The sequence below is a fragment of the Inquilinus limosus genome (assembly GCF_002195995.1).
In the GTDB taxonomy this organism is placed as follows: Bacteria; Pseudomonadota; Alphaproteobacteria; order DSM-16000; family Inquilinaceae; genus Inquilinus; species Inquilinus limosus_C.
Window position 1 is genome coordinate 93149 of sequence record NZ_NHON01000008.1, and the last position, 25492, is coordinate 118640.

Consider the following 25492-nt stretch of genomic DNA (forward strand, 5'->3'; position numbering starts at 1 on the left):
CTGACATCCAAGCGTCTGGCGCCCATATCGGCAAAACTTTTCCCCGAATCCGTCGCATCCTTTTCCTGGGGATGCGCTTCGCGCATCCGGTCGGAAGGCCCAGCAGAAGGACGATCCGGTGACCGCTCTCGCCTACCAGCAGCCCCGCCTCCTGGCGAACGCGCCCGATCCCGGCTTCGACTGGCGCCATGTCGCCCATCTGCTGCACCTGTCCCGCGCGCTGGACGCGCTGGAGGAGACGGTGCTGGCGCCGCAGAAGAAGGTGCTCTACCAGTTTTCCGCCCGCGGCCACGACCTGGCGCAGATCCTGCTGGGCACGCGGCTGGACGACCCGCGCGATGCGGTCTGCGGCTATTACCGCTCCCGCCCGATCCTGCTGACCCTCGGCGTCGACCTGGTGGACGCGCTCGGCTCCGCCATGGCGCGGGATGAAGGCTATTCCGCCGGGCGCGACATCGGCGTGGTGTTCAACTTCCCGAACCCGTCCGGTCCCTCGGCCCTGCCGATGTGCGGCGGCGTCGGCACCCAGTACACCCCGGCCGCCGGCTGGGCCCAGGCGCTGGAATACGGCCGCACTGTGCTGCACGACCCTGGCTGCGACCGCGCCATCGCCGTGGTGCTGGGCGGCGACGCCTCGGTCGCCACCAATGGCTTCTGGTCGGCCCTGACCATCGCCACCACCCAGCGCCTGCCGGTGCTGTTCCTGATCGAGGACAATGGCTACGGCATCTCGGTGCCGTCGCGGTTCCAGACCCCGGGCGGCGACATCGCCGCCAACCTCGCCAGCTTCCGCGGCCTGCACATCCTGGCCGGCGACGGCACCGACCCGGCCGAGGCGGCGCGGCTGGCCGATGCCGCCGTCGCCCATGTCCGCGGCCGCAAGGGCCCATGCCTGCTGCGGCTCAGCGTGCCGCGGCTGGAAGGCCACAGCTTCCAGGACACCCAGGCCTACAAGCCGGCCGAGACCGTGGCGGCGGAATGGGCCCGCGACCCGCTGCCCAAGCTGAAGCAGTTCCTGGTCCCGGCCGTGATGGAAGCGGCGGAATGGGACGCGCTGGCCGCCGAGGCCGAGGCGCAGGTCGAGGCGGCGCGGGTTCGGGCCGAGGCGCGCCCGGCCCCCGATGCCGCCATGGTGACCCGCCACGTCTTCTTCGAGGGCGAGGCGCAGGCGATGGGCGGCCTGCGGGGCGAGGGCATCATCCCGGCCGCAGGAAGCGACACGCCGCAGCCGGACGGGCCGCGGATCAACATGGTCACCGCCATCCGCCGCGTCCTGGACCATGAGCTGTCGGTCAATCCGCGCATGGTGGTGCTGGGCGAGGATATCGGGCCGAAGGGCGGCGTCCATGCGGTCACGCTGGGACTGCAGGAGAAGTTCGGCGCTGCCCGGGTGATGGACACCAGCCTGTCGGAGGAGGGCATCGTCGGCCGCGCCGTCGGCATGGCGCTGGCCGGGCTGCTGCCGGTGCCGGAGATCCAGTTCCGCAAATACGCCGACCCGGCGGCGGAGCAGATCAACGATTGCGGCACGATCCGCTGGCGCACCAACAACCGCTTCGCCGCGCCGATGGTGCTGCGCATGCCGGTCGGCTTCCTGAAATGCGGCGACCCCTGGCACAGCCAGACCAACGAGGTGCAGTTCGTGCATGCGCCGGGCTGGAAGGTCGCGGTGCCGTCCAATGCGGAGGACGCGGTCGGGCTGCTGCGCGCGGCTTTGCGCGGCGACGACCCGGTGATGTTCCTGGAGCATCGCGCCATGCTCGACGCCGCCTGGGCCCGCCGGCCCTATCCGGGCGACGGTTACGTCCTGCCCTTCGGGCGAGCCCGGACGACGATGCAGGGCAACGACCTGACCATCGTGACCTGGGGCGCCATGGTCGAGCGGGCGGAGGCGGCGGCGCGGGCCAGCGGCCGGTCGGTCGAGGTGATCGACCTGCGCACGCTGATGCCGTGGGACAGCGCGGCGGTGCTGGCCTCGGTGGCGCGCACGCGGCGCTGCCTGATCGTGCATGAGGATCTGCGCACCGGCGGCTTCGGGGCGGAGATCGCGGCGGTGGTGGCGGACCAGGCCTTCCTGGACCTCGACGCCCCGGTGGCGCGGCTGACCATGCCGGACATCCCCAGCCCGCACAATCCGGTGCTGCTGGAGGCCGCGGTGCCCTCGATCAACCGCATCCGCGACAAGATCCTCGCGCTGACCGGGTTCTGACATGGCCGACATCATCGAGGCGGCGGCGGTGGACGTGCTGGCGCCGGTGCAGCAGGAAGGCACCAAGGCGGCGGTGCGCGGCTGGCTCGCCGCCGTCGGCGACACGGTGCGCGAAGGCGACCCTCTGGTCGAGCTGGAGACCGACAAGGTCACGGTCGAGGTCCCGGCCACGGCCTCTGGCACGCTGGTGGAGATCCTGATCGCGACCGACCAGGACGCGGCGCCGGGGGCGGTGCTGGGGCGGATTGGGACCGATCGGGACGAAACCGCGCGTGACCTCTCCCGCGTGGCGGGAGAGGTCGGGCTCGCGGAGCGAGCCCGGGTGAGGGCTGGCACAGGCCTCGACGAAGAACCCTCACCCGGAACCGCTGGCGCGGTTCCGACCTCTCCCGCAAGCGGGAGAGGCGACGCGCAGAGCATGCGTCCACTTCAGTCCATCGCCGAATTCGATCCCGGCCTCCGCCTCTCCCCCTCCGTGCGCAAGCTGCTGGCCGAGACCGGGCTGGATCCCGCCGGGCTCACCGGCAGCGGCAAGGACGGGCGGCTGACGCGGCAGGATGTCGAGCAGGAGGTCGCGCGCCGCCAAGCCCGGCCGCCGGCCGAGCCGAAGTCGGCCTCCGGCCTTCGGTCCCGCCGCGTCCCGCACGATGCCATGCGCCGGCGCATCGCCGAGCGCATGGCGCACTCCGTCGCCACGGCGCCGCATGTCACCGCGGTGTTCGAGGCCGATTTCGGCGCCGTGCTGGCGCATCGCCAGGCGCACAAGGCGGCGTTCGAGCGCCAGGGCGTCGCCCTGACCGTCACCGCCTACCTCGTCCAGGCCTGCGTCGCGGCGATGAAGGCGGTGCCGACGGTCAACAGCCGCTGGCACGACGACGCGCTGGAGGTGTTCGACGACGCCAATATCGGCATCGGCACCGCGCTCGGGGACAAGGGGCTTGTCGTGCCGGTGGTGCACCGGGCGCAGTCGCTGTCGCTGCTCGGCATCGCCGCGGGGCTGCAGGAGGCGACGGCCCTGGCCCGCGCCGGCAGGCTGGCGCCGGCCGATGTCCAGGGCGGCACCTTCACCATCTCGAACCACGGCGTCTCCGGGTCGCTGCTGGCGGCGCCGATCATCATCAACCAGCCGCAGGTCGCGATCCTCGGCGTCGGCAAGGTCGAGAAGCGGGTGGTGGTGCGCGAGGCCGCCGGCGCCGATGCCATGCTGATCCGGCCGATGGCCTATGTCTCGCTCACCATCGACCATCGCGCCCTGGACGGCGCCCAGACCAACGCCTGGCTGACCCGCTTCGTCGAGACCATCGAGACCTGGCCGCTATCGGAGTAACGGCATGGCCTGAGCCACCCCCTCACCCGAAATCGCCGTGCGATTTCGACCTCTCCCCAAGGAGAGGTGATGTTTCCCTCTCCTTGGGGAGAGGGAGGGGCCCGCCGCGTTGGCGGCGGGAGGGTGAGGGGGAGAGCCGGCGGTTCAGGCCGCGACCGACCCGGCCTCCCGCGCCTGCCGCTCGATCAGCATCACGTCGCCGAACTCGTGGCCGCGATAGCCTGCAGCGGTCAGGGCGGCCGGCAGCCCGTCCAGCACGCCGCCAGGGGCGAAGGCGCGCAGCAGCTCGAAATGGCTCTCGCCCGGCTGGTGCATGCCGGTCAGCAGGGCGTCGGCCACGCGCAGCCTCGTCCCGGGGCCGATGCGGTTGGCGGCGACGCCGTCGCCGGCCCGCACCGACCCATCCTCCCCCGCCGCGGCCTCCAGCGCGCGGACCACGGTGGTGCCGATGGCGACGACGCGGCGGCCCGCCGCCTTCGCCTGCGCCACCGCCGTGGCGGTCGCCTCCGGGATCCGGTAGGGCTCGTCGAAGGGCAGGCGGCGGTCCAGCGCCGCGTCGCCGGTGGACGAGATGCCGGCGGCATGGGTCAGGGTGGCGAAGCCGATGCCATGGCGGCGCCAGGCAGCGAGCAGGGCCCAGTCCAGCGCGAAGCCGGCCGAGGGCGGCTCGAACGCCACCGGGTCGGCGGCGATGCGGGTCCAGACATCCCACAGCGCCAGCGGTTCGGGCACATGGGCGTACTGGACCGGCCTGCCGTGCCGCGCCAGCCCGGCCAGCACCCGGTTGCGCCGCCCCAGGAAGCGCAGCCGCACCAGCCGCGGATGGCCGAGGCCGCGCTCGACCACGGCGTTCAGAGGGCCGAGCGACAGGTGGTCGCCGGCCGCGAGGTCCGGCGGGGCCGGCCGGTCCTCGGTGCGGAGGCGGTGGTCGCCGGCGCCGAAGACGAGGGCGGCGAAGCGGGTCGGGTCGCCAGGCGCGACCCAGCCGGCCAGCCGCACCTCGACCGGCCGGCCGGTGGCGGCGTGCAGCCCGTGCAGGCTCGCCGGCAGGGTCGCGGCATCGTTGGCGACGACGAGGTCGCCCCGTGTCAGCACCGTTGCCAGCGCGGCGCGGGGCAGGTGCCGGATCCGGCCATCGGCGTCGACGGCGCAGAGCCGTGCGGCCGGGTGGTCGGGACGGTCGGCGGCGATCATGCGGATTCCCCGACCCGCTGCTCGGCGGCGCGCTTCGGCAGGGCGGCCAGCACCGCCTGTACGATCTCCGAGGCCGAGAGCTCGGGCATCTTCAGAGTCGAGGGATCGGCATCGGGCACGGCCAAAGCGTGCAGCGGCGTGTCCATGTCGCCGGGGTCGATCGACAGGAAGCGCACGCTCTCGGCCCGGGCCTCCTCGGCCCAGATCGCGGTCAGGTGCCGCAGCCCGGCCTTGCTGGCGCCGTAGGCGCCCCAGCCGGCATAGGCGTTGACCGCGGCGTCGCTGGAGATGTTGAGCACCACCGCGCCGCGGCCCTGGCGGGCAGAGGCGGCGAGGGCGCCGAACAGCGCCTTGGTCAGCCGGAACGGCCCGACCAGGTTGACCGCCAGCGCCTGCTCGAGATCCTCGCATTCGGTGTCGGCCAGGAGCGCGAGCGGGACCGGGCCTAGGCTGGAGGCGTTGTTGATCAGCACGTCGAGGCCGCCGAGGCCGGCGGTGACCTGCAGCGCGATCGGGTGGATGTCCTCCTTCCGGCCGGCATCGCCGATGATGCCCTGGGCGCCGGTCTCGCGGGCGGTGCGGGCCACGGCCTCGGCGCCGCGGGCCACGAAGGCGACCCGCGCGCCCATCGCGGTCAAGAGCCGCACCAACGCCAGCCCGAGGCCGGAGGTGCCGCCGGTGACCGCCACGCGCAGCCGCCGCAGATCGGTGTCGAGTGCCATGATGGATGCTCCTGTCATCGGGAGCCTCCATCGGTACAAGTTCAAGTGCGGTTTAGGTCAAGAGGATTTCGGAAGGCTGGGCTTGGTTAATTATGACGCAGGCACCGCGTTCCAAAACCGTCATGGCGAGGCGCGCAGCGCCGCGGCCATCCAGGGGCCGGTGCGAGCGGCCCTGGATGGCCACGCCCCTTCGGGGCTCGCCATGACGATGAGGGGTGACTTACCCCCACACCTCCCGCGTGATCTCCACGATCATCGCCAGCTTGGCCCATTGCTCGTCCTCGGCCAGGGTGTTGCCCTCCTCGGTGCTGGCGAAGCCGCATTGCGGGCTGAGGCACAGCTGGTCGAGGTCGACGAACTTCGCCGCCTCGTCGATCCGGCGCCTGATGTCGTCCTTCTTCTCCAGCGTGCCGGTCTTGGAGGTGACCAGCCCCAGCACCACCCGCTTGCCCTTGGGCAGGAAGCGCAGCGGCTCGAACCCGCCGGCGCGCTCGGTGTCCCATTCCATGAAATAGCCGTCGGCGGCGATCTCGTTGAACAGCCGCTCCGCCACCGGCTCGTAGCCGCCGGAGGCGATGAAGGTGGAGCGGAAATTGCCCCGGCAGAGATGCATGGTGATGGTCATGTCCTTCGGCCGGTCCGCGATGGCGGCGTTCAGCATGCCGGCATAGATCGCCGGCTGCCGCACCGGGTCGTCGCCGCGCTCGGCCAGCATCCGCCGCTGCTCCGGGTCGCAGAGATAGGCGAAGCTGACATCGTCCAGCTGCAGGTAGCGGCAGCCCTCGGCGGCGAAGGCGGCGACCGCGCCGGCATAGGCCCGGCCGAGATCGGCGTAGAACGCCTCCATCTCCGGATAGACCGTGGCGTCGATCACCTGCCGCCCGCCGCGGTAGTGCAGCATGCTGGGCGACGGGATCGTCATCTTCGGCACCCGGGCGGTGTTCGCCTTCAGGAAGCGGAAATGCTCCAGCATCGGGTGGCCGGTGAAGCCGAGCCTGCCCGTCACGCGGATGCCCTTGGGCTTCACCTGGGCGCCCTGGAACTGGATGCCGTGGTCGGCCCAGTAGCCCTCGACGCCGTCGAGATGCTCCAGGAAGTCGAAATGCCAGAAGGCGCGGCGGAACTCCCCGTCGGTGACGGCCTCGAGCCCGATCTCCTCCTGCCGGCGGATGATCTTGCGGATCTCCTGGTCTTCGACCGCCTGCAGCTCGCCATCGGTGACGGCGCCCTGCTCGTGCCGGGCGCGGGCGGCCTTCAGGGGCGCGGTGCGCAGCAGGCTGCCGACCATGTCGGCGCGGAAGGGCGGGGTCTGGCGCGGCATTGGGTTTCCTCCTCGGTCAGGCGTGCGGGCGCGGCCCCTTGCGGGTCACGCCGAGATGGTGGGTCAGCGCGGCCTCGTCGGCCTTCAGCGCGGCGCTGGGGGCGGCGTGGACGATGGCGCCGCGCTCCAGGATCACCGCCTGGTCGGTGACGGACAGGATCTTCTGGGCGTGCTGCTCGACCACGATCGCGGCCATGCCTTCGTCGCGCAGGATGCGCTTCAGCGCGGCCAGCAGCTCCTCGACGATGATCGGCGCCAGGCCTTCGGTCGGCTCGTCGAGCAGCAAGAGTTTGGGATTCAGCATCAAGGCGCGGGCGATGGCCAGCATCTGCTGCTCGCCGCCCGACAGCTGGCTGCCCAGATTGCCGCGCCGTTCCTTCAGCCGCGGGAACAGGGCGTAGGCGCGCTCCGGCGTCCACGGGCCGAGCCGCGCCACCGCGGTCATGTTCTCCTCGACCGTCAGCGACTTGAAGATGTTGCGCTCCTGCGGCACCCAGCCGATCCCGGCCAGAGCCCGGTCCTCCGGCCGCGCCCGGGTCAGATCGCGCCCGGCCAGGGTGACGCTGCCGCCGAAGCGGCGGGTGACGCCGATGATGCTGTTCAGCAGCGTGGTCTTGCCGGTGCCGTTGCGGCCCAGCAGGGCCAGGGCCTCGCCCTCGGCCAGGGTCAACGACACGCCGGAGACGACGACGGCCTCGCCATAGCCGGCGACCAGATCCTTGAGGGCCAGCAGCTCAGCCATCCACCGCCTCCCCGAGATAGACGGCGCGCACTTGGCTGTCGGCGGCGATGGCGTCGGGCGTGCCCTCGGTCAGCAGCGTGCCGTTGACCAGCACCGAGATGCGGTCGGCGAAGCTGAACACCAGATCCATGTCGTGCTCGATCAGCAGCACCGAGACATCCGCCGGCAGCTCGGCGATGGTGGCCAAGAGCTCGTGCCGCTCAGCCTCCGGCACGCCGGCCGCCGGCTCGTCCAGCAGCAGCACGCGCGGGCGGCAGGCGAAGGCGGTGGCGATCTCCAGCAGGCGCTGCTTGCCATAGGCCAGGGTGGCGGTGCGCTCGTGCAGCACGTCTGCCAGGCGGAAACGCTCGGCGATGGCCAGGATCTCGTCCAGCACCTCGGCCTTGCCGCCGGCCACCCGCCACCAGTCGCCGCCGCGGCCCAGGCGCTCGGCCACCGCAAGGCCAATGGTGTCGAGCGGCGTGATCTCCGGGAACAGCTGGTTGATCTGGAAGGTGCGGGCCAGGCCACGCCGCACCCGCAGATGCGGCTTCAGCCCGGTGATGTCCTGGCCGCCCAGCAGCACCCGGCCGCCGCTCGGGGCCAGCACGCCGGTCAGCAGGTTGACGAAGGTAGTCTTGCCGGCGCCGTTCGGGCCGATCAGCGCATGCCGCGCCCCGACCGCGATCTTCAGCGACACGTCGTTGGTGGCGACCAGCCCGCCGAAGCGCTTCTGCAGGCCGATGGTCTCCAGCGCCGCGGTCATCGGCCAGCTCCGAGGCGGGAGAGAAGGGCGGCGAGGGGGCGGCGCACGCCCTGCACCAGCCGGTCGCGGCCGACCAGCACCAGCAGCACCAGGAAGGCGCCGAGCCAGAACGACCAGTATTGCGGCGTCAGGCCGGAGATCCAGTCCTGCAGGAAGCGGAACAGCACGGCGCCGATCGGCCCGCCATAGAGGTAGCCGGCGCCGCCGATCACCAGCACCAGCAGCACGTCGGCCGAGCGGTGGAAGTCGAACACGTCGAGCGAGACGAATTGCGTGGTCTGGGCCAGGAGGGCACCGGCCACTGCGGCATAGGCGGCCGACAGGGCGTAGATCGCGATCAGCCGCCGCGCCACCGGCACGCCGACCGCGGCGGCGCGCAGCCGGTTGTCGCGGATCGCCTTCAGCGACAGGCCGAAGGGCGAATGCACCAGCCGCCGGGCGAACAGGAACAGGGCGAACAGCACCGCCAGGCTGTAGGCATAGGCGGTGGTGCCGTAGAGGTCGAACTCGAACCAGCCCAGGATCGGGCCGACCATCATGCCGTTCAAGCCATCGGCGCCGCCGGTCAGCTCCGCCGCCTGGTTGGCGATCTCGAACAGCAGCAGCGATACGCCGAGCGTGACCATCAGCCGGGTCAGGTCGCTGCCGCGCAGCACCAGGAAGCCGGTGGCGAAGCCCAGCGCGGCCCCGGCCAAAGCGGCGGCCACCAGGCCCAGCAGCGGCTCGCCGGAGGCATGGATGGTCAGCAGGCCGGCGACATAGGCGCCGAGGCCGAAGAAGGCGGCATGGCCGAGCGAGACGATGCCGGCATAGCCGAGGATCAGGTCGAGCGAGAGGGCGAACAGGGCCAGGATCGCGATCTCGTTCAGGATCAGGTGCTGGTCCGGCAGCAGGAGCAGGGCGGCCAGCGCGGCCAGCCAGAAAACCGCCTCCGGCCAGCGCCAGCGGGCGCGCGATGTGGCCGGGGCGATCCGGGCGGCCGGGGAGGAGAGCGGGGCGACCGTCACCTGCCACCTCCGCGCGCGAACAGCCCCTGCGGCCGCAGCAGCAGCACCACGATCATCACCGTGTAGATGACGAAGGATCCAGCCGCGGGCACGTAATACTTGCCGGCGACGTCGGCGATGCCGAGCAGCAGCGCCGCAAGGAACGGCCCGGTCAGGCTGGAGGTGCCGCCGACCGTCACCACGATCAGGAAGTAGATCATGTATTTCAGCGGGAAGGTCGGGTCGACGCCCAGGATCTCCGCCCCCAGCGCGCCGCCGAGGCCGGCGAGGCCGCTGCCCATGGCGAAGGTGACGGCGAAGACGGTGTCGACCCGGATGCCCAGGCCGCGGGCGGCGCGCGGGTCGTCGACCGCGGCGCGCAGCCGGCTGCCGAAGCGGGTGCGGGCCAGCACCCCTTGCAGCACCAGCACCAGCACGCCGCAGATCACGATGATCAGGGCGCGGTAGATGCCGATGCCGATGCCCAGCACCTCGACCCGGCCGCGCAGATAGTCGGGCAGCTGGATGATCTGCTGCTCCGACCCCATCAGGTAGTCGGCGGCCGCCATGGCCATGAAGACGATCCCGATCGAGAACAGCACCTGGTCGAGGGGACTGCGGCGGTACAGCTGCCGGTACAGAATCCGCTCCAGCACCAGCCCGACCGCGGCCGCGGCCAGGAAGGCCGCCGGCAGGCACAGGAAGAACGGTACCTGCCAGCGGCTCATCAGGATGGCGGTGACATAGCCGCCGAGCATGGCGAAGGCGCCATGCGCCAGGTTGATGAAGTTCATCAGCCCCAGCGTCACCGACAGGCCGCAGGCCAGCACGAACAGCAGCATGCCGTAGGCGATGCCGTCGAACAGGATCGTCGCCATGGCGGGCTTACTTCGCGGCCTTGACCGGGTCCTTCACCGCCTCGATCGTGGCGAACTCGACATTGTACAGGGCGCCGTCGCGCTTCTCGACCTTGCGGACATAGACGTTCTGGACGATATCGCGGGTGTCGGGGTCGATCGTGATCGGGCCGCGCACGCTGGTCCAGCTCATGCCCTTCATGGCGTCGAGCAGGCCCTGGCCGTCGGTGGCGCCGCCGGTCTTCTTCAGCGCCTCGATGATCAGGTGCATGCCGTCATAGCCACCGACCGCCATGAAGTTCGGCCGCAGCCCGGCATTGGCGGCCTGGAACGCGGCGACGAAGGCCTTGTTCTCCGGGCTGTCATGGGCCGCGGAATAGTGGTGGGTGGTGATGGTGCCCAGCGCCACGTCGCCGATCTTGTCCAGGAGCTCGTCGTCGGTGACGTCGCCGGTGGCGATCAGCCGGATGCCGGACTTGTCCAGCCCGCGCTCGACGAACTGCTTCATGAACACGGCGCCGAAGCCCGACGGCACGAAGACGAACACCGCATCCGGCTTGGCATCGGCCACACGCTGCAGGAAGGGCGCGAAATCCGGGTTCTTCAGCGGCACCTGCAGCTGCTCCACCACCTGGCCTCCGGCCTTGGTGAAGCGCTCGGCGAAGGCCTTCTGCGCGTCCAGCCCGGGGGCGTAGTCGCTGACCAGCGTGACCACGGTCTTGATGTCGTTCCGGGCGCTCCAATCGGCCAGCGGCACGGTCACCTGGGGCAGGGTGAAGCTGGTGCGGACGATGAAGGGCGACGCCTCGGTGGTCACCGCGGTGGCGGCGGCCATGATCACCTGCGGCACCTTGGCCTGGGTCGAGATCGGCGCCGCCGCCGCGGCCAGCGGGGTCAGGCCGAAGCCGGCCAGCACCGCCACCTTGTCCTTCACCACCAGCTCCTGCGCCAGGCGCTTGGTGACGTCGGCGGTGCCGGTGTCGTCCTTGACGATCAGCTCGATCGTCTTGCCGGCCACGGTGGTGCCGTTCTGCTGCAGGTACAGCTTGGCCGCGGCCTCGATCTCCCGTCCGGTGGAGGCGGAGGGGCCGGTCATCGGCAGGATCAGGCCGATCCTGACCGTGTCCTCGGCCGCGGCCGGCAGGGCCGCCAGCAGGGCTGCGGCCAGGGCCGCAGCGGTGATGTGACGTCGCTTCATGGTGTCCTCCCCGTTTCTTGAAGGCCGGCGGTTCGGGCCGCCGGCCGGTGGATCAGTTGTCCTCGATCAGGCTCTCGCGCCGGTTGTCCGGCATCAGGATGGCGACGACGAAGGCGATGGCGCACAGGCCGGTGACATACCAGGCGAACCAGCCCTCGACGCCGATGTCCTTCAGCCACAGCGCCACATATTCGGCGCTGCCGCCGAAGGCGGCGTTGGAGATGGCATAGGCCAGGCCGACGCCCAGGGCGCGCACCGCCATCGGGAACAGCTCGGCCTTCACCAGCCCGCTGATCGAGGTGTAGAAGCTGACCGCCGCCAGCCCGCACAGGATCAGCCCGAAGGCGGCGTAGGGGCTGGTCACCCGGCCGATGGCGCCCAGCAGCGGCACCGTGGTCAGCGTCGTCAGCCCGCCGAACAGCAGCATGTTGTTGCGCCGGCCGATGCGGTCGGACAGGGCGCCGAACACCGGCTGCGCCACCATGTAGACGAACAGCACCGCCGCCATCACCAGGCTCACCGTCTTCGTGTCCAGATGGGCGGTGTTGACCAGGTATTTCTGCATGTAGGTGGTGTAGGTGTAGAAGATCAGCGACCCGCCGGCGGTGAAGCCCAGCACGGTCAGGAAGGCCCGCGGGTGCTGGAACAGCGCGCCGATCGTCCCCGCCTCCTTGGACTTGCGCACCTCGGCCGAGCTGGTCTCGATCAGCGATCGCCGCAGATAGAGCGCGACGACCGCGGCCGCGGCACCGACCACGAAGGGGATGCGCCAGCCCCAGGCCCGGATCTCGTCGCCGGACAGCGAGAATTCCAGCACCACCACGACCAGCGTCGCCAGCAGCTGGCCGCCGATCAGGGTGACGTACTGGAAGGAGCCGAAGAAGCCGCGGTGCCGGCGCGCCGCCACCTCGCTCATATAGGTCGCGCTGGTGCCGTACTCGCCGCCGACCGACAGGCCCTGCACCAGCCGGGCCACCAGCAGCAGGAGGCCGGCCGCGGCGCCGATGCTCTCATAGGTCGGCAGCACCGCGATCGCCAGCGACCCGGCGCACATCATCAGCACCGACAGCATCATCGAGTTGCGGCGGCCGTGCCGGTCGGCGATCCGGCCGAACAGCCAGCTGCCGATCGGCCGCATCAGGAAGCCGGCGGCGAAGATGCCGGCGGTGTTCAGGAGCTGGCTGGTCGGGTCGCCCTTCGGGAAGAAGGCGCTGGCGAAGTACAGCGAGGTGAAGGCGTAGGTGTAGAAATCGTACCACTCCACCAGGTTGCCGGAGGAGCTGCCGACAATCGCGACGATGCGGTCGCGGGTGCTCATCGCCGCGATGGCGGCGCTCGGGCTCAGCGGGCGGTCCTCGGGGATGGATGCGACCATGCGGTGTCCTCAGCCTCGTGACGCGGTTGCGGATCCTGCGCGGCCGGGGCGTGCCCGCCCGCGGGGTGTCGACGGCAAGAACAGGAAGGCGCGCGGGGCCGGGCCTGGACCCGCCGCGGCATCGGTCGGCGGAAGGGTGACGGTGCCCGCCATCCCGGACGCTCCCCTCTTTCTTGCGTTTTTCTGTCTGCTGTCTTGTGCCGGGCGGCGGATCGGGTCAAGGATCTGTTCGCAGAATGAACCTCTTGTTCGCTGAGCGAACAGGAAGGAGCCAGGGAGGAAGACGCTGCAGCGCACCGAGCAGGTCCTGTCGTTCCGCAAGGGGCTGGACGTGATCCGCAGCTTCGGCGCGGGGCACCGGCGGCAGACCATCACCGAGGCGGCGGAGCGCACCGGGCTGACCCGGGCGGCGGCGCGGCGCTTCCTGCTGACTTTGTGCGAGGCCGGCTATGCCCGCAGCGACGGCAAGCATTTCGAGCTGACGCCGGCGATCCTGTCGCTCGGCCACAGCTTCCTGTCCGGCATGGGCGAGATCGAGCGGGTGCGCGACGCCCTCCTGGGGCTGACGCGGGCCCTGGGCGAATCGGCCTCCGCCGCGATGCTGGACGGGACGATGATCGCCTATGTCGCGCGGTCGCCGGCGCCGCACCGGATCATGACGGTCGGGCTCGGGGTCGGCACCCGGCTGCCGGCGCACGCCACCTCGATGGGCCAGGCGCTGTTGGCGGCGCTGCACCCGCGTGAGCTGGAGCGCTATTTCGAGGCGGCGGTGCTGGAGCGGTTCACCGCGCACACCCTGACCACGCGCGCGGCGCTGACCGAGCGGCTGGCGGAGGTACGCGGCCGCGGCTACGCCCTGGTGTCGGAGGAGCTGGAGACCGGGCTGAGCTCGATCGCGGTCGCGGTGCCGGGCGGCATCTCCGCCGGGCACCTGGCGATCAACATGAGCGCGCCGGCCTCGCGCGTCGGGGCGGGGGAGATGCGCGACCGCTTCCTGCCGGCGCTGCAGGAGGCCGCTCGCGCCATCGCCTTGGCGGTGCCGCGCGGGTAGAGCATGGTCGTTTCGGATGTCGGGTTCGTCTCTGTCGCTTGCGAGACCATTTCAAAACTCCAGACATCGTCATTGCGAGCGCAGCGAAGCAATCCAGGGGCCGGTGCGCACCGGCCCCTGGATTGCTTCGTCGGCTTCGCCTCCTCGCAATGACGACGAGAGGTGGGGCTTCGAAAAGGTCTCGCAAGCGGGAGAGGCAACGCGTGAAGCGAGCATCATCTGCTTGAAAATGACCCCGCCTACAGTCCGTGCCGGCGGGCCTGGACATGGGCGTGCATCCCGCCATCGACCGGCACATTGGCGCCGCGGATCCAGGCGGCGGCGTCGGACAGCAGGAAGCCGACCGCCGGGGCGATGTCCTCCGGCCGCCCCGGCCGGTCCATCACCGCCATCTCCGCCCGCGCCCGGTCGCCGAGGCTGGCCAGGAAGTCGGGCAGGATCGGGGTGTCGACCGGGCCGGGGCTGACCGCGTTCATGCGGATGCCGCGGTCGCGCCAGGTCCAGCGGTTGCGGTGGGTCCAGGCGACCAGCGCCTCCTTGGAGAAGAAATAGCTGCGCGCGCCGTGGATGCCGTGCCGCGCGCAGAACGCCTCGACCCCGTCGAAGCCCAGATCCTCGCTGGCGCGGATGGCGGGCAGGGATTCGGTCCAGTCCAGCCCGGCCAGGGAGGCGAGGTTCACGATCGCGGCGCCGTCCGCGAGCTTCGGCACCAGTCCCATGGTCAGGTGCTTCAGCCCGACCAGGTTGACCCGCAGCACCTCGGCCGCCGGCCGGGTCGGCGGCACGCCGGCGATGTTGGCCAGCCCGTGGGCGCCCTCGGGCAGCGCCGCGACCAGCGCGTCGATCGCGACGCGGTCGGACAGGTCGGCGCGGAAGACGGCATCGACCGCATCAGCCGGTTCGTGCCGGTCGACGGCGATGACGCGGCCGCCCCAATCCCGCACCAGCCGCGCGGTCGCGGCGCCGATGCCGGAGGCGGCGCCCGTGACGATGATGGTCTTGCCGGTCAGCATGGCGGGTTCCGTGGCGGTGCGCTGCCGCCGGTCACGCCGCCAGCAGGGATTTCAGCTTTACCTCCGGCGAGGCGAGCGAGCCAGGGTCGGGCGCGGCGCGCCGCGCGATCAGCATCTCGGCCAGGCGGACCTCGCGCCCGATCTTGCCGAGCGGGCCGAGGCCGCCGGCCGCGACCAGCCGGCCGTCGGCCGCCAGGTGGAACAGCAGCCGGGCGCCGTCGCCGAGGTCGCGTTCGACCGTCGCCCGGCCCGCATCGGCCAGGCCGGCGATCTGCAGCGTCAGCTCGTGCTGGTCCGACCAGAACCAGGGCACCGCGCCGATCGGCTCGCCGCGGCCCAGCATGTTCCGCGCGGCCAGCACGCCCTGGTCCAGGGCGTTGCGCCAGGCCTCCAGCCGGATGCGGCGGCCGGGATACAGCGGATGGGCGCAGGCGGCGCAGTCGCCCGCCGCGAAGATGTCGGGGTCGCCGGTCGCCAGCGTCGCGTCGACGGCGATGCCGTTGTCGACGGCCAGGCCGGCGGCCTCGGCCAGCGCCGTCTCCGGCACCGCGCCGATGCCGGCGATCACCGTGTCGGCCGCGATCCGGCTGCCATCGGCCAGGATCACGGCGCCGCCCGGCTCGATCCGGCCGACGCCGAGGCCGGTGCGCAGCTCGACCCCGGCGGCGCGGTGGCGGTCGGCGATGACGGCGGCCAGCTCGGCCGGGACGCCGCGCATCAGGATGCGGGGCAGGGCCTCGATGACGGTTACCGCGCAGCCATGCGCCGAGGCGGCAGCGGCCAGTTCGAGCCCGATGAAGCCGCCGCCGATGACGGCGATGCGCGCGCCGGGGCGCAGCCGCGGCCGCAGCGCCAGCGCATCCTCGAAGCGGCGCAGGTACAGGGCCTGCTCATGGCCCGGCACGGCCAGCTTCCGCGGCCGCGCCCCGGTCGCCAGCAGCAGCCGGGAATAGGGCAGGGCGCGGCCGCCGCCCAGGGTGACGGTTCGGCCCGCACGGTCGATTGCCGACACCTCGGTGCCCAGGATCAGCTCGATCCCCAGCGCATCGGCGCGGTCGCGGTCCAGCACGGTGGCCGGGGCCGGCTCGGCCTCGGCCAGCAGCACCGCCTTGGACAGCGGCGGGCGCTCATAGGGCGGGCGGGATTCCGCGCCGATCAGCGTGACCGGCCCGTCCCAGCCCTGCTCGCGCAGGGTGATCGCCGCCCGGGCCCCGGCCTCGCCGGCGCCGACGATCACCATCCCGGCCATCCGCCTAGGACCCGGCCCGCAGATAGACGCGGCCGCCCTCGACCTTCACCGGGAAGGTCCGCAGCGCGGCGCAGACCGGCGGGCTCAGGGCCTCGCCGGTGGTGAAGTCGAAGCGGCCGTTGTGCAGCGGGCATTCGATCACCGTGTCCATCACCAACCCGTCGGCGAGGTGGACGAACTCATGCGTGCACAGCCCGTCGGTGGCGAAGTAGCGGTCGTCCCCGGTGCGGTAGATGGCGAAGGTCGCGCCGCCATGATCGAAGCGGATCACATCCTCCGGGTCGATATCGTCCGCGGCGCAGGCATCGATCCAGGCATCCTCGGCCATGATGCTCCTCCCTCTCGCTATTCCGCCGGGGCCGGCTGGACGGCGCCGAGCGCCGGGCCTGGCGACGCCCCGGCCGGCAGGGTGCGGAGCGCATGATAGCGCGGATCGCGCCGCTGCCGGATCAGGGTCGGGATGATCTCGCGATAGGCGGCCCAGCAGCTCGGATAGGGCGGCGGGCAGTCATGCTTCATCGCCGCGTGCAGCCTCGGCAGCGCGTGATAGGGCACGGTCGGGAACATGTGGTGCTCCACATGGTAGTTCATGTTCCAGTAGAGGAAGCGGAACACCGGGTTCATGTAGACGGTGCGGCTGTTCAGCCGGTGGTCCAGCACATCCTCGGCCAGGCCGGCATGCTGGGTCAGGCCGAAGAACAGGGTCATGCCGCCGCCATAGAGGGTCGGCAGCCCGACCAGCATCGCCGGCAGGATGCTGCCGAAGGCCAGGCAGGCGGCGATCACCGCGGCGAAGATGGCCAGGTAGATCCGCGCCACCAGGAACACCTTCCGCCGCTCCATCTGCGGGATGAAGGTCTCCTCCTCCGCCGTCAGCCGGCCGGCCGCGTGCAGGAACAGCTTGCGGAGCGCGACCTGGCTGGCCTTCAGCATGAAGATGTTGAGGGCGATCTTCAGCAGGCTGGGCGGGCGCTGGGCGGAGATCTCGGGGTCGCGGCCGACGATGATGGTGTCGGTGTGGTGCCTTGTGTGGCTCCAGCGCCAGACCGTCGGCTCGCGCAGGATCATGAAGCAGGCGATGTGGTAGACGGCGTCGTTCATCCACCGGGTCCTGAAGGCGGTGCCGTGGCCGCATTCGTGCCAGCGGCTGTCCGAGGCCGAGCCGTAGAGCACGCCATAGGCCAGGAAGAACGGCACGGCCCACCAGCTGCCCCACAGCGCGGCGCCCAGCCCGCCGGTGACGGCCAGGGCGGCGAACCAGATCAGCGTGTCGCGGATCGCCGGCCCGTCCGACCGGCGCATCAACTCCTTGAGATCCTTGCGCGGGATCGGGCAGGCGTACCAGGCGGCGCCGGCCAGCCCGGCCGCGACCGCCCGCTGCGCCTCCGCCCCGACCAGGCTGTAATCCCTCCGGCCGATCTCCCCGGGCATCGCATCCTCCCGCCTTGGTCCCGCCTGCCGCGGGTTCGGAAGAAGCGTAATCCGCGGGCGCAACGACCTCAACGGAGAGAGGCGTGAATCTATCCGCTTCCATCATGGGGCGGCGGCGCCCGTGATGGATTGTTGCCGCCGCCATCAGCTTAGGTCGACATTCTCCGGGACGTAGATCCGGAACGGCAGCACGCGCTGGCGCAGCCCGGCCGGCGGGCCGCCCGCGATGGCCTCGACCATCCCGGCGACGGCGGCGGCGCAGAACTCGTCGACCGGCAGGGCCAGCACGGTGCTGACGATGCCGTCGATCAGCGCCGCCCGGGTCGCCTCTGTCAGCTCGTTGCAGACCACGGCGAGGCCGGTGCGGTCCTCCTCGCGCAGGGCGCGGATGATGCCCTCGCGCCCGCCGCCGGCGTCGTACAGCCCGACCAGATCGGGGTATCGCTGCAGCAGCTCCAGGGTGAAGGGATAGGCAACCGCGGGATCGTCGAGGTTCACCGCCGTCTCCAGCAGCTGGAAGTCGCGGGCGTGCTCGCGGAAATACGACCGGAAGCCGATCTCGCACATCTCCTGGCCCAGATAGCGATGGCTGCCGACGAAGACGGCGACCCGCCCGGGCCGCGCCGCCGTGCGCGCCACCAGCCAGGCGGCCGTCCGTCCCAGCTTGCGGCTGTCGAGGCCGACATAGCCGGCCCGGTCCGGCGCCGAGAGGTCGGAGAGCAGGGTGAAGACCGGCACGCCGCGGGCGGCCAGGTCCGACACCGCCCGGGTGACATGGGGATGGTCGACCGCCACGCAGGCGACGGCGTCGCAGCGGCCGCCCAGGCGCAGCAGCTCGTCGGCGATCCGCCGCGGCGCCAGCTCGTCGACATAGACGACGGTGGCCTCGGCGCGGACCTCCCGTGCCTCGGTGGCGGCGCGGACGGCCGCGGTGCCGATCGCCTGGTAGAAGGCGTCGCCGCTCTTCTGCAGCAGGAAGCCGAAGCGCCGGCGCGGCCGGGTGGCGGCCAGCAGGCGCTGCCGGATCAGGCCGGAGCCGTGATAGCCGATGCGCTCCGCCGCGGCCAGGACCCGGTCCGCCGTGCCTTCGCGCACCGGGCGGCGGCCGTTCAGCACCCGGTCGACCGTCGCCACCCCGACGCCGGCGGCCGCGGCCACATCGGCCAGCGTGGGCCGGCCGCGCAGGGCATCCGGTTCCAGGAGCTTCGACATATCCCGCCGTCATGATGGAATTCTATCCAATTCCATCATGGCGCGCCGGGGCACGGCCGGCAACGCCGCCGCGGGCTTCAGCCCATCACGATGGCTCCGTCGGCCTCCAGCCGTACCGGCAGGGCGTCGAGCCCGCAATCGGCGGGGCCGGAGACCGGGCTGCCATCGGCGGCGTCGAACTCGGCGAAGTGGTTGCTGCAGACCAGGCGCCGCCCGTCGGCGCTCAGCACGCTGCCGCCGCGCCAGGTCAGCGGCAGGAAGGCGTGCGGGCAGGCGTCGAGGAAGGCACGCACCGTGCCGCCGTGCCGGACCAGCAGCATCGAGAAGACCCGGCGGCCGGCGCCGAAGCTCAGCACCCGCACGCCGGGATCCTCGATCTCCTCGATCCGCGCCAGCGCCGTGCCCGGCGCCGGGGCGTGCGGGTGGCGGCGCCAGGCCGGCTCCTCCGGCGGCGCGAAGGGGTTGCCGCTCACGCTGCCTGGTTGCCGTCGGCTGACAGCACGCCGCGCCGGATCTGGTCCTCCTCGATGCTCTCGAACAGGGCGCGGAAATTGCCCTCGCCGAAGCCGTCATCGCCCTTGCGCTGGATGAACTCGAAGAAGATCGGGCCGATCACGGTCTGCGAGAAGATCTGCAGCAGCACCTTGGTGTGCGCGCCCTCGACCACGCCCTCGCCGTCGATCAGCAGACCCAGCTCGCGCAGCCGCTCGACCGGCTCGCCATGCTTCGGCAGGCGGGTGTCGATCTTGTCGTAATAGGTGTCGGGCGGGGCCGGCATGAAGGCCAGGCCGTTCCGGTCCAGCGCGGCGACCGAGGCGTAGATGTCGCGGCAGCCCAGCGCCACGTGCTGGATGCCCTCGCCTTTGTATTCGCGCAGATACTCCTCGATCTGGCTCTTTTCGTCCGCGCTCTCGTTGATCGGGATGCGGATCTTGCCGTCCGGGCTGGTCAGGGCGCGGGAGAACAGGCCGGTCAGCTTGCCGCTGATGTCGAAATAGCGGATCTGCCGGAAGTTGAAGAGCCGGCTGTAGAAATCGACCCAGGCATCCATCTGGCCGCGATGCACATTGTGGGTCAGGTGGTCGACATAATAGAGGCCGGCGGGCTCGGGATGCGGCTCGGCGTCGCCGATCCAGTCGAAATCGACCTCGTAGATCGACCCCTTCGCGCCGTAGCGGTCGACTAGGTACAGCAGCGACCCGCCGATGCCTTCGATCGCCGGGATCCGCAGCTCACCGGCATTCACCCGGCTCTCGACCGGCCTGGCGCCGAGCGACACGGCGCGCTTGAAGGCATGGTCGGCATCGGCGACGCGGAAGGCCATGGCGCAGGCGCAGGGGCCGTGCTTGCGGGCGAAGCCGCTGGCGAAGCTGTCGGGCTCGGCATTGACGATGAAGTTGATGTCGCCCTGGCGGTACAGCGTCACCCGCTTCGACTTGTGCCGCGCCACCGGCACGAAGCCCATGGTCTCGAACAGCGCGCCGAGCTTTTCCGGCTCGGAGGAGGCGTATTCGACGAACTCGAACCCGTCCGTCCCCATCGGGTTGGACTCGGTGATCTCGGCCGGCGGGGCGTCGTGCGGATAGGGGCCCATGCTGCTCTCCTGGCGTGGCGCTCTGGCAGGAATGATAGCAGCGGGAGCGGGACCGTTCCGTGCGAAAGGAGGGGCGGGCAAGGGCAGGGATGCGCGTTTATAGCGTCATCGACAGTCTGGATGCTGAGAACGCGCGCCATCCCATTATGTCATGCCCGGGCTCGACCCGGGCATCCAGAGAGCGTCGACACCTTCTGGATTGCCGGGTCAAGCCCGGCAATGACACGTCGGGGGAAGGTGAGAACGAAGAAGGCCGCCGGATCGCTCCGGCGGCCTTGGATCTCGCAGCGGGGTGAGTCCCCGGCTTACTTTTCGACGAAGGCCTTCTCGATGACGTAGTCGCCGGGCTCGCCGTGGTTGCCCTCGACGAAGCCGCGCTCCTCCAGGATCACCTTGAGGTCGGCCAGCATCAGCGGGCTGCCGCACAGCATGACGCGGTCGTGCTCGACCGACAGCGGCGGCAGGCCGATATCCTCGCCGAGCTTGTTCGAGACGATCAGGTCGGTGATGCGGCCGCGGTTGCGGAACGGCTCGCGCGTCACGGTCGGGTAGTAGATCAGCTTGCCGCGGATCTCCTCGCCCAGGAACTCGTCCTGCGGCAACTCCTGCGTGATCATCTCGCCATAGGCCAGCTCGGCGACCTGGCGGCAGCCATGCAGCAGCACGACCTTCTCGAACCGCTCATAGGTCTCGGGGTCGCGGATCAGGCTCAGGAACGGCGCCAGGCCGGTGCCGGTGCCCAGCAGGTACAGGTTGCGGCCGGATTTGAGGTTGTCCAGCACCAGCGTCCCCGTCGCCTTGCGGCCGACGATGACCGGGTCGCCTTCCTTCAGATGCTGCAGGCGCGAGGTCAGCGGGCCGTTCTGCACCTTGATCGAGAAGAATTCGAGGCCGTCCTCGTAATTCGGGCTGACGACGCTGTAGGCACGCAGCAGCGGCTTGCCGTCGACCGGGATCCCGATCATCGTGAACTGGCCGTTCTTGAAGCGGAACGTCGGGTTGCGGGTCGTCTTGAAGCTGAAGAGGGTGTCGGTCCAGTGATGGACGCTGACAACGCGCTCCTCATTGAAGTTGCTCATGCCTCGTCACCCTTCGATCGCGACCAACGCGCAGAATGTGGGAAATAGCCTCGCCGGTGTCGAGCCGATGCGTGTAGATTCTTCCGGCGAAATTTGCAAGGCGGCCTTGCTGCGGCATAATTTGTTTGTATACTAACAATAATGGCGGGCCGCCGGCGTTGTCAACGGTCCGCGACAGGCGAGGCGCCCCGGACAGCGGGGCCGCGGAAAAGGAACGTCCTCATGGCGCATGACGAGCCGCAGAAGCCGGCCGGTCCGGCCAAACTGGTGATCCGCAACATCGGGCTGCTGCTCAGCGGCAAGCTGGAGGCGCCGATCCTCGACGCCGACACCGTGGTCGCGGTCGACGGCCGCATCACCGCGGTCGGGCGCGAGAAGGATGTCGACACCGAAGGCGCCACCACGGTGATCGACGCCCATGGCACGACGCTGGCGCCGGGGTTGATCGACAGCCATGTCCACCCGGTGATCGGCGACTGGACGCCGCGCCAGAACCAGATCGGCTGGATCGATTCCAGCCTGCATGGCGGCGTCACCACCATGATCTCGGCCGGCGAGGTGCATCTGCCCGGCCGGCCGCGCGACGTGATCGGGCTGAAGGCCCTGGCGGTCACGGCGCAGCGCAGCTTCTCCGCCTTCCGCCCCTCCGGCGTGAAGATCCATGCCGGCGCGCCGGTGATCGAGAAGGAGATGGAGGAGCAGGACTTCAAGGACCTCGCCGCCGCCGGCGTCACCCTCTTGGGCGAGATCGGCCTCGGCGGGGTCAAGGACGGGCCGACCGCCAACCGCATGGTCGGGTGGGCCCGGAAATACGGCATCCAGAGCACGATCCACACCGGCGGCCCGTCGATCCCCGGCTCGGGCCTGATCGACAAGGATGTGGTTCTGGAGACCGACGCCGATGTCGTCGGCCACATCAATGGCGGCCACACCGCCCTGCCGGACGGCCAGATCCGCTGCATCTGCGAGGGCTGCCAGCGCGGGCTGGAGCTGGTGCACAACGGCAATGAGCGGGCGGCCCTGTTCACCCTGCGCACGGCCAAGGAGATGGGGCAGCTGGAGCGGGTGATCCTGGGCACCGACGCGCCGGCCGGCTCCGGCGTCCAGCCGCTCGGCATCCTGCGCATGGTGGCGATGCTGTCCTCGCTGGGCGAGGTGCCGGCCGAGACCGCCTTCTGCTTCGCCACCGGCAACACCGCCCGGATGCGCAAGCTCGACGCCGGCATCATCGAGCCCGGCTGGTCGGCCGATTTCGTCTTCCTCGACACCGCCCAGCACTCCGCCGGCACCTCGATCCTGGAGAGCGTGCAGCTCGGCGACCTGCCGGGCGTCGGCATGACCGTGATCGACGGCGTGGTGCGCAGCCAGCGCAGCCGCAACACCCCGCCGGCGACGCGGGTGCCGGTGGTGGTGAAGGGGTAGGGTGGAGGCGGGCCTGCACAGGCCCGCCAGCCTCACAAGCCGAAATCCTCGCGGAAGCGGTCTATCTGATGCATCCGCGTATGCAGGATCGTCACGATACCGATGTCTCCGTTCGACAGCCGTCGCCAATAGACGAAGTGCCGTTCGTACCGGAAGACATAGCCGTCGACGCCGAAGGCCGCGGGGACGGGACGTGACATCACCCCATGGGCCTCGATCGCATCAAAGGCTTCGAACAGGCCCACGATATAGCGATCCGCCTGCTCGGTTCCCCAGCGGTCTCGCGTGTAGCGATAGATCTCATCGACACGGTGGGAGGCGGCCTCCTGGACGCGGACGGCGGCCATCAGGTTCGGTTGCGCGCGATGACCTCGGCCGCGGTCAGCGGCTTGTAAGCGGATTCAGGGGCCGCGAAGGCATGGCGAAGCTCAGTCTTCAGCCGGTCGAAGGCCTCCTTCTCCGTGCGCTCCTTGTCGCGGCGGATCAGGTCCCGGATATACTCGCTGACATTCTCGTAGGACCCGTTCTCGCCGACATTGGCCGCCACGAAGTCGCTCAGCGCGCCACTGAGGCGGACCGTCATCGTCGTCGTGCGGGACATGGCGTGCTCCGTCGCTGTCGCGTCTTCAATATAACCATAAATGAAGACGATTCCAGCCCGCGACCGACGGCGTGGTGCGCAGCCGCAACACCCCGCCGGCGACCCGGGTGCCGGTGGTGGTGAAGGGGTAGGGCAGAGGTGGCGAGTCTCCACAGGCTTGCCGGCCTATACCAGCGCGCCCATGAAAAGATCGTCATTGCGAGCGCAGCGAAGCAATCCATGCAGCCGCTCATGCGGGACGATGGATTGCTTCGTCGGCTTCGCCTCCTCGCAATGACGGATCTTTGAATAGGAGAAGCAGAATCTGACCCGGTGCCTGCGGGTAAAGGGGCAGGGGCCTCTACAGCACGAACTGGTCAGCGGTCAGCCCGCTGTAGGTGAAGACGTCGGCGCGGAAATCGATATGCGTGTCGCCGTCCACGTCCAGCCGGATCTGGAGCTGGGTGCGGCCGACCCGCACGACCAGCAGCTCCGCCCCGGCGCCGGTGAAGGCGTCGTCGACCAGGGTGAAGGCGGTGTCGCCATTGGCCGCGTCGCCGTCGGCGTCGATGGCGCCGAGATCGATGATGTCGCCCTCGGCGGAGGAGAAGCCGGTGATGCCGTCGCGGTTGCCGTTCGGGTTGGTGGGGTTCGCGTCGGTGATCGCGGTGTAGACGAAGCGGTCCGCGCCCGCCCCGCCCTCCATCCAGTCCTGGCCGCCGCCGCCGATCAGGATGTCGTCGCCGTCATTGCCGTAGAAATAGTCGTTGCCGCCATTGCCGACGAGCCGGTCGTCGCCCTGCCCCCCGGTCAGGATGTCGAGATTTTCGGCCCCTTCGAGGATGTCGTTCCCGGCCTCGCCATTGAGGCTGTTCAGGCCGCCGGAGGCGCGGAAATGGTTGTCCCCGGCATCGCCGCGCAGCGAGGAGCCGATCCGGCTGCCCTCGATGATCTCGATGCCGTCCAGGAACACGTCGCCCGCCGCGTCGCCGAAATTGCGGTCCGGCTCGCTCAGGTCGACCGTCACGCCGCGCTCGGCATCGGCGTAGGTGACGACATCGACGCCGTCGCCGCCGCTGAAGCTGTCCGCGCCGGCGCCACCCTGGAGCACGTCGTCCCCGGCGCCGCCATCCAGTCGGTCGGTGCCGGCCGCCCCGAACAGGCTGTCGGCGCCGGCGCCGCCGGCCAGGGTGTCGGCGAAGCGGCTGCCGCGCAGGATCTCGATAGCGTCGCCGAAGCTGTCGCCCTCGGCGTCGCCGCCATGGGCCGTGCCGGCGCCGAGGTCGATCGCGATCCCCGCCTGGCTGTGGGCGTAGTCGACCGTGTCGGTGCCGGTTCCGCCGGTGAAGCTGTCCGCGCCGGCACCGCCATCGAGCACGTCGTCGCCCGCGCCGCCGTCGAGGGCGTCATCGCCGTCCAGCCCGTTCAGCGCGTCGGCCGCGGCGCTGCCGGTGAGGCTGTCGCCGAACCGGCTGCCGTCCAGCATCTCGACCCGGTCGAAGAAGCGGTCGCCCTCGGCGAAGCCGCCATGGCCGGTGCCGGCGGCCAGGTCGATCGTCACCCCGGCATCGCTATAGGCGTAGCTGACCAGGTCCTGGCCGGCGCCGCCGACCAGGCTGTCGCCGCCGCGGCCGCCGCGCAGGATGTCGTCGCCCTCGCCGCCATCGAGCAGATCCGCGCCGTCGCCGCCGTCGAGGATGTCGGCGCCCGCCAGGCCGCGCAGGGCATCGTCCCCGGCCAGGCCGCGCAGCCCGTTGTCGCCGGCGTCGCCGACCAGGGTGTCGTCGAACAGGCTGCCGCGGACGATCTCGAAGCGGTCGAGCAGGACGTCGCCCTCGGCGGCGCCGCCATGGGTGGCGCCGGTGGCCAAATTGACCGAGACGCCGGCGGCGCTGTCGCCGTAGTTGAGGATGTCGACGCCCGCCCCGCCGGTCAGGGTGTCGGCGCCGGCGCCGCCATAGAGATTGTCGTCGCCGTCGCCGCCTTCGAGCCAGTCGCCGCCGTCCAGCCCGCGCAGCAGGTCGTTGCCGCCGAGGCCGTAGAGGCTGTCGTCGCCGGTGTCGCCGAACAGCCGGTCGTCGCCTTCGGTGCCGATGAGAATGGTCATGCCCCCCTCCTGAATGCGGTGAACTATGTCGGCCGATATCCCCGGCGCGCATGAAATCTTATTTCGGCGGGAAGTTTA

General features: G+C 70.7%; 24 protein-coding genes. 4 read left to right on the forward strand and 20 right to left on the reverse strand.

Annotation, left to right across the window (positions count from 1 at the left end; all coding sequences use genetic code 11):
• Positions 1-118 precede the first annotated feature (118 nt).
• Positions 119-2209, forward strand: coding sequence for a transketolase C-terminal domain-containing protein (locus BWR60_RS06455; RefSeq protein WP_088150190.1), 2091 nt, complete (start codon positions 119-121; stop codon positions 2207-2209).
• A gap of 1 nt (position 2210) precedes the next feature.
• The gene (locus BWR60_RS06460) at positions 2211-3536 is read left to right on the forward strand and encodes a dihydrolipoamide acetyltransferase family protein (RefSeq protein ID WP_088150191.1); all 1326 of its coding nucleotides are present in this window, start codon (positions 2211-2213) and stop codon (positions 3534-3536) included.
• Positions 3537-3680: 144 nt separating this feature from the next.
• Here the strand turns inward: BWR60_RS06460 and BWR60_RS06465 are convergent, their stop codons facing one another.
• The 9 genes from BWR60_RS06465 to BWR60_RS06505 form a co-directional block, all read right to left on the reverse strand.
• A complete protein-coding gene (locus BWR60_RS06465) occupies positions 3681-4730 on the reverse strand; it encodes an S-adenosylmethionine:tRNA ribosyltransferase-isomerase (protein ID WP_088150192.1) in 1050 nt (349 codons plus the stop codon).
• Positions 4727-5452: an SDR family NAD(P)-dependent oxidoreductase gene (locus BWR60_RS06470; protein WP_088150193.1), complete on the reverse strand. Its 726-nt coding sequence runs from the start codon at positions 5450-5452 to the stop codon at positions 4727-4729. Before BWR60_RS06470 ends, BWR60_RS06465 begins: the two co-directional genes overlap by 4 nt.
• A 220-nt stretch (positions 5453-5672) precedes the next feature.
• On the reverse strand, positions 5673-6773 hold the full coding sequence (locus BWR60_RS06475; protein ID WP_088150194.1) for a 5-methyltetrahydropteroyltriglutamate--homocysteine S-methyltransferase: 1101 nt from the start codon (positions 6771-6773) through the stop codon (positions 5673-5675).
• 16 nt (positions 6774-6789) lie between these two features.
• Positions 6790-7515 (reverse strand): ABC transporter ATP-binding protein, encoded by a 726-nt coding sequence (locus tag BWR60_RS06480; protein WP_088150195.1) that lies wholly within the window; start codon positions 7513-7515, stop codon positions 6790-6792.
• Positions 7508-8260, reverse strand: coding sequence for an ABC transporter ATP-binding protein (locus tag BWR60_RS06485; protein ID WP_088150196.1), 753 nt, complete (start codon positions 8258-8260; stop codon positions 7508-7510). The genes BWR60_RS06480 and BWR60_RS06485 overlap by 8 nt, the downstream gene beginning before the upstream one ends.
• Entirely contained in the window at positions 8257-9267 is a 1011-nt protein-coding gene (locus tag BWR60_RS06490) for a branched-chain amino acid ABC transporter permease (protein WP_218823373.1), read from the reverse strand. Before BWR60_RS06490 ends, BWR60_RS06485 begins: the two co-directional genes overlap by 4 nt.
• Complete coding sequence (locus tag BWR60_RS06495) at positions 9264-10124, reverse strand: branched-chain amino acid ABC transporter permease (RefSeq protein ID WP_088150197.1); 861 nt, start codon at positions 10122-10124, stop codon at positions 9264-9266. The genes BWR60_RS06490 and BWR60_RS06495 overlap by 4 nt, the downstream gene beginning before the upstream one ends.
• Positions 10125-10131: 7 nt before the next feature.
• On the reverse strand, positions 10132-11301 hold the full coding sequence (locus BWR60_RS06500) for an ABC transporter substrate-binding protein (RefSeq protein WP_088150198.1): 1170 nt from the start codon (positions 11299-11301) through the stop codon (positions 10132-10134).
• Between the two features lie 52 nt (positions 11302-11353).
• Complete coding sequence (locus BWR60_RS06505; RefSeq protein WP_088150199.1) at positions 11354-12676, reverse strand: MFS family transporter; 1323 nt, start codon at positions 12674-12676, stop codon at positions 11354-11356.
• 331 nt (positions 12677-13007) lie between these two features.
• On the opposite strand from BWR60_RS06505, the gene BWR60_RS06510 reads away from it, so the two are divergent.
• Complete coding sequence (locus BWR60_RS06510) at positions 13008-13727, forward strand: IclR family transcriptional regulator domain-containing protein (RefSeq protein WP_230982968.1); 720 nt, start codon at positions 13008-13010, stop codon at positions 13725-13727.
• A 239-nt stretch (positions 13728-13966) separates the two neighbouring features.
• On the opposite strand, the gene BWR60_RS06515 is transcribed toward BWR60_RS06510, so the two are convergent.
• From BWR60_RS06515 to BWR60_RS06550, 8 genes are all read right to left on the reverse strand, one after another.
• Positions 13967-14740, reverse strand: coding sequence for a coniferyl-alcohol dehydrogenase (locus BWR60_RS06515; RefSeq protein ID WP_088150201.1), 774 nt, complete (start codon positions 14738-14740; stop codon positions 13967-13969).
• Positions 14741-14771: 31 nt separating this feature from the next.
• Positions 14772-15980, reverse strand: a complete 1209-nt coding sequence (locus BWR60_RS06520; RefSeq protein WP_230982969.1) for an NAD(P)/FAD-dependent oxidoreductase — start codon at positions 15978-15980, stop codon at positions 14772-14774.
• A 13-nt stretch (positions 15981-15993) separates the two neighbouring features.
• Positions 15994-16317, reverse strand: coding sequence for a MocE family 2Fe-2S type ferredoxin (locus BWR60_RS06525; protein ID WP_088150203.1), 324 nt, complete (start codon positions 16315-16317; stop codon positions 15994-15996).
• A gap of 17 nt (positions 16318-16334) precedes the next feature.
• Positions 16335-17420, reverse strand: a complete 1086-nt coding sequence (locus tag BWR60_RS06530; protein WP_088150204.1) for a fatty acid desaturase family protein — start codon at positions 17418-17420, stop codon at positions 16335-16337.
• 144 nt (positions 17421-17564) lie between these two features.
• A complete protein-coding gene (locus BWR60_RS06535; RefSeq protein WP_218823374.1) occupies positions 17565-18632 on the reverse strand; it encodes a LacI family DNA-binding transcriptional regulator in 1068 nt (355 codons plus the stop codon).
• Positions 18633-18709: 77 nt separating this feature from the next.
• Positions 18710-19105, reverse strand: coding sequence for a Rieske (2Fe-2S) protein (locus BWR60_RS06540; protein ID WP_088150205.1), 396 nt, complete (start codon positions 19103-19105; stop codon positions 18710-18712).
• Positions 19102-20226 (reverse strand): 4-hydroxyphenylpyruvate dioxygenase, encoded by a 1125-nt coding sequence (gene hppD, locus BWR60_RS06545; protein WP_088150206.1) that lies wholly within the window; start codon positions 20224-20226, stop codon positions 19102-19104. The genes BWR60_RS06540 and hppD overlap by 4 nt, the downstream gene beginning before the upstream one ends.
• Before the next feature lie 305 nt (positions 20227-20531).
• Positions 20532-21305: a ferredoxin--NADP reductase gene (locus tag BWR60_RS06550; protein WP_088150207.1), complete on the reverse strand. Its 774-nt coding sequence runs from the start codon at positions 21303-21305 to the stop codon at positions 20532-20534.
• A 222-nt stretch (positions 21306-21527) separates the two neighbouring features.
• Here BWR60_RS06550 and BWR60_RS06555 point away from each other — a divergent pair, with 222 nt between their 5' ends.
• Positions 21528-22727, forward strand: coding sequence for an amidohydrolase family protein (locus BWR60_RS06555; protein ID WP_088150208.1), 1200 nt, complete (start codon positions 21528-21530; stop codon positions 22725-22727).
• Positions 22728-22759: 32 nt separating this feature from the next.
• On the opposite strand, the gene BWR60_RS06560 is transcribed toward BWR60_RS06555, so the two are convergent.
• The 3 genes from BWR60_RS06560 to BWR60_RS06570 form a co-directional block, all read right to left on the reverse strand.
• Positions 22760-23074, reverse strand: coding sequence for a type II toxin-antitoxin system RelE/ParE family toxin (locus BWR60_RS06560; protein ID WP_088150209.1), 315 nt, complete (start codon positions 23072-23074; stop codon positions 22760-22762).
• Positions 23074-23328, reverse strand: coding sequence for a ribbon-helix-helix domain-containing protein (locus BWR60_RS06565; protein ID WP_088150210.1), 255 nt, complete (start codon positions 23326-23328; stop codon positions 23074-23076). Before BWR60_RS06565 ends, BWR60_RS06560 begins: the two co-directional genes overlap by 1 nt.
• 340 nt (positions 23329-23668) lie before the next feature.
• Complete coding sequence (locus BWR60_RS06570) at positions 23669-25414, reverse strand: calcium-binding protein (protein ID WP_088150211.1); 1746 nt, start codon at positions 25412-25414, stop codon at positions 23669-23671.
• Positions 25415-25492: the final 78 nt, after the last annotated feature.

What these genes read in the sequence shown, in the direction of transcription:
- BWR60_RS06515 (WP_088150201.1), bottom strand. Translation starts at nt 14,740, where the DNA reads ATGCTGACCGGCAAGACCATCATCGTCACGGGCGCCGCCTCCGGCATC.
- BWR60_RS06555 (WP_088150208.1), top strand. Translation starts at nt 21,528, where the DNA reads ATGGCGCATGACGAGCCGCAGAAGCCGGCCGGTCCGGCCAAACTGGTG.
- BWR60_RS06520 (WP_230982969.1), bottom strand. Translation starts at nt 15,980, where the DNA reads ATGGTGATCGTCGGCGCCGGCGAGGCCGGGGCCCGGGCGGCGATCACC.
- BWR60_RS06500 (WP_088150198.1), bottom strand. Translation starts at nt 11,301, where the DNA reads ATGAAGCGACGTCACATCACCGCTGCGGCCCTGGCCGCAGCCCTGCTG.
- BWR60_RS06485 (WP_088150196.1), bottom strand. Translation starts at nt 8,260, where the DNA reads ATGACCGCGGCGCTGGAGACCATCGGCCTGCAGAAGCGCTTCGGCGGG.
- BWR60_RS06530 (WP_088150204.1), bottom strand. Translation starts at nt 17,420, where the DNA reads ATGCCCGGGGAGATCGGCCGGAGGGATTACAGCCTGGTCGGGGCGGAG.
- BWR60_RS06550 (WP_088150207.1), bottom strand. Translation starts at nt 21,305, where the DNA reads ATGAGCAACTTCAATGAGGAGCGCGTTGTCAGCGTCCATCACTGGACC.
- BWR60_RS06495 (WP_088150197.1), bottom strand. Translation starts at nt 10,124, where the DNA reads ATGGCGACGATCCTGTTCGACGGCATCGCCTACGGCATGCTGCTGTTC.
- BWR60_RS06525 (WP_088150203.1), bottom strand. Translation starts at nt 16,317, where the DNA reads ATGGCCGAGGATGCCTGGATCGATGCCTGCGCCGCGGACGATATCGAC.
- BWR60_RS06470 (WP_088150193.1), bottom strand. Translation starts at nt 5,452, where the DNA reads ATGGCACTCGACACCGATCTGCGGCGGCTGCGCGTGGCGGTCACCGGC.
- BWR60_RS06475 (WP_088150194.1), bottom strand. Translation starts at nt 6,773, where the DNA reads ATGCCGCGCCAGACCCCGCCCTTCCGCGCCGACATGGTCGGCAGCCTG.
- BWR60_RS06465 (WP_088150192.1), bottom strand. Translation starts at nt 4,730, where the DNA reads ATGATCGCCGCCGACCGTCCCGACCACCCGGCCGCACGGCTCTGCGCC.
- BWR60_RS06505 (WP_088150199.1), bottom strand. Translation starts at nt 12,676, where the DNA reads ATGGTCGCATCCATCCCCGAGGACCGCCCGCTGAGCCCGAGCGCCGCC.
- hppD (WP_088150206.1), bottom strand. Translation starts at nt 20,226, where the DNA reads ATGGGCCCCTATCCGCACGACGCCCCGCCGGCCGAGATCACCGAGTCC.
- BWR60_RS06480 (WP_088150195.1), bottom strand. Translation starts at nt 7,515, where the DNA reads ATGGCTGAGCTGCTGGCCCTCAAGGATCTGGTCGCCGGCTATGGCGAG.
- BWR60_RS06460 (WP_088150191.1), top strand. Translation starts at nt 2,211, where the DNA reads ATGGCCGACATCATCGAGGCGGCGGCGGTGGACGTGCTGGCGCCGGTG.
- BWR60_RS06565 (WP_088150210.1), bottom strand. Translation starts at nt 23,328, where the DNA reads ATGTCCCGCACGACGACGATGACGGTCCGCCTCAGTGGCGCGCTGAGC.
- BWR60_RS06560 (WP_088150209.1), bottom strand. Translation starts at nt 23,074, where the DNA reads ATGGCCGCCGTCCGCGTCCAGGAGGCCGCCTCCCACCGTGTCGATGAG.
- BWR60_RS06570 (WP_088150211.1), bottom strand. Translation starts at nt 25,414, where the DNA reads ATGACCATTCTCATCGGCACCGAAGGCGACGACCGGCTGTTCGGCGAC.
- BWR60_RS06535 (WP_218823374.1), bottom strand. Translation starts at nt 18,632, where the DNA reads ATGTCGAAGCTCCTGGAACCGGATGCCCTGCGCGGCCGGCCCACGCTG.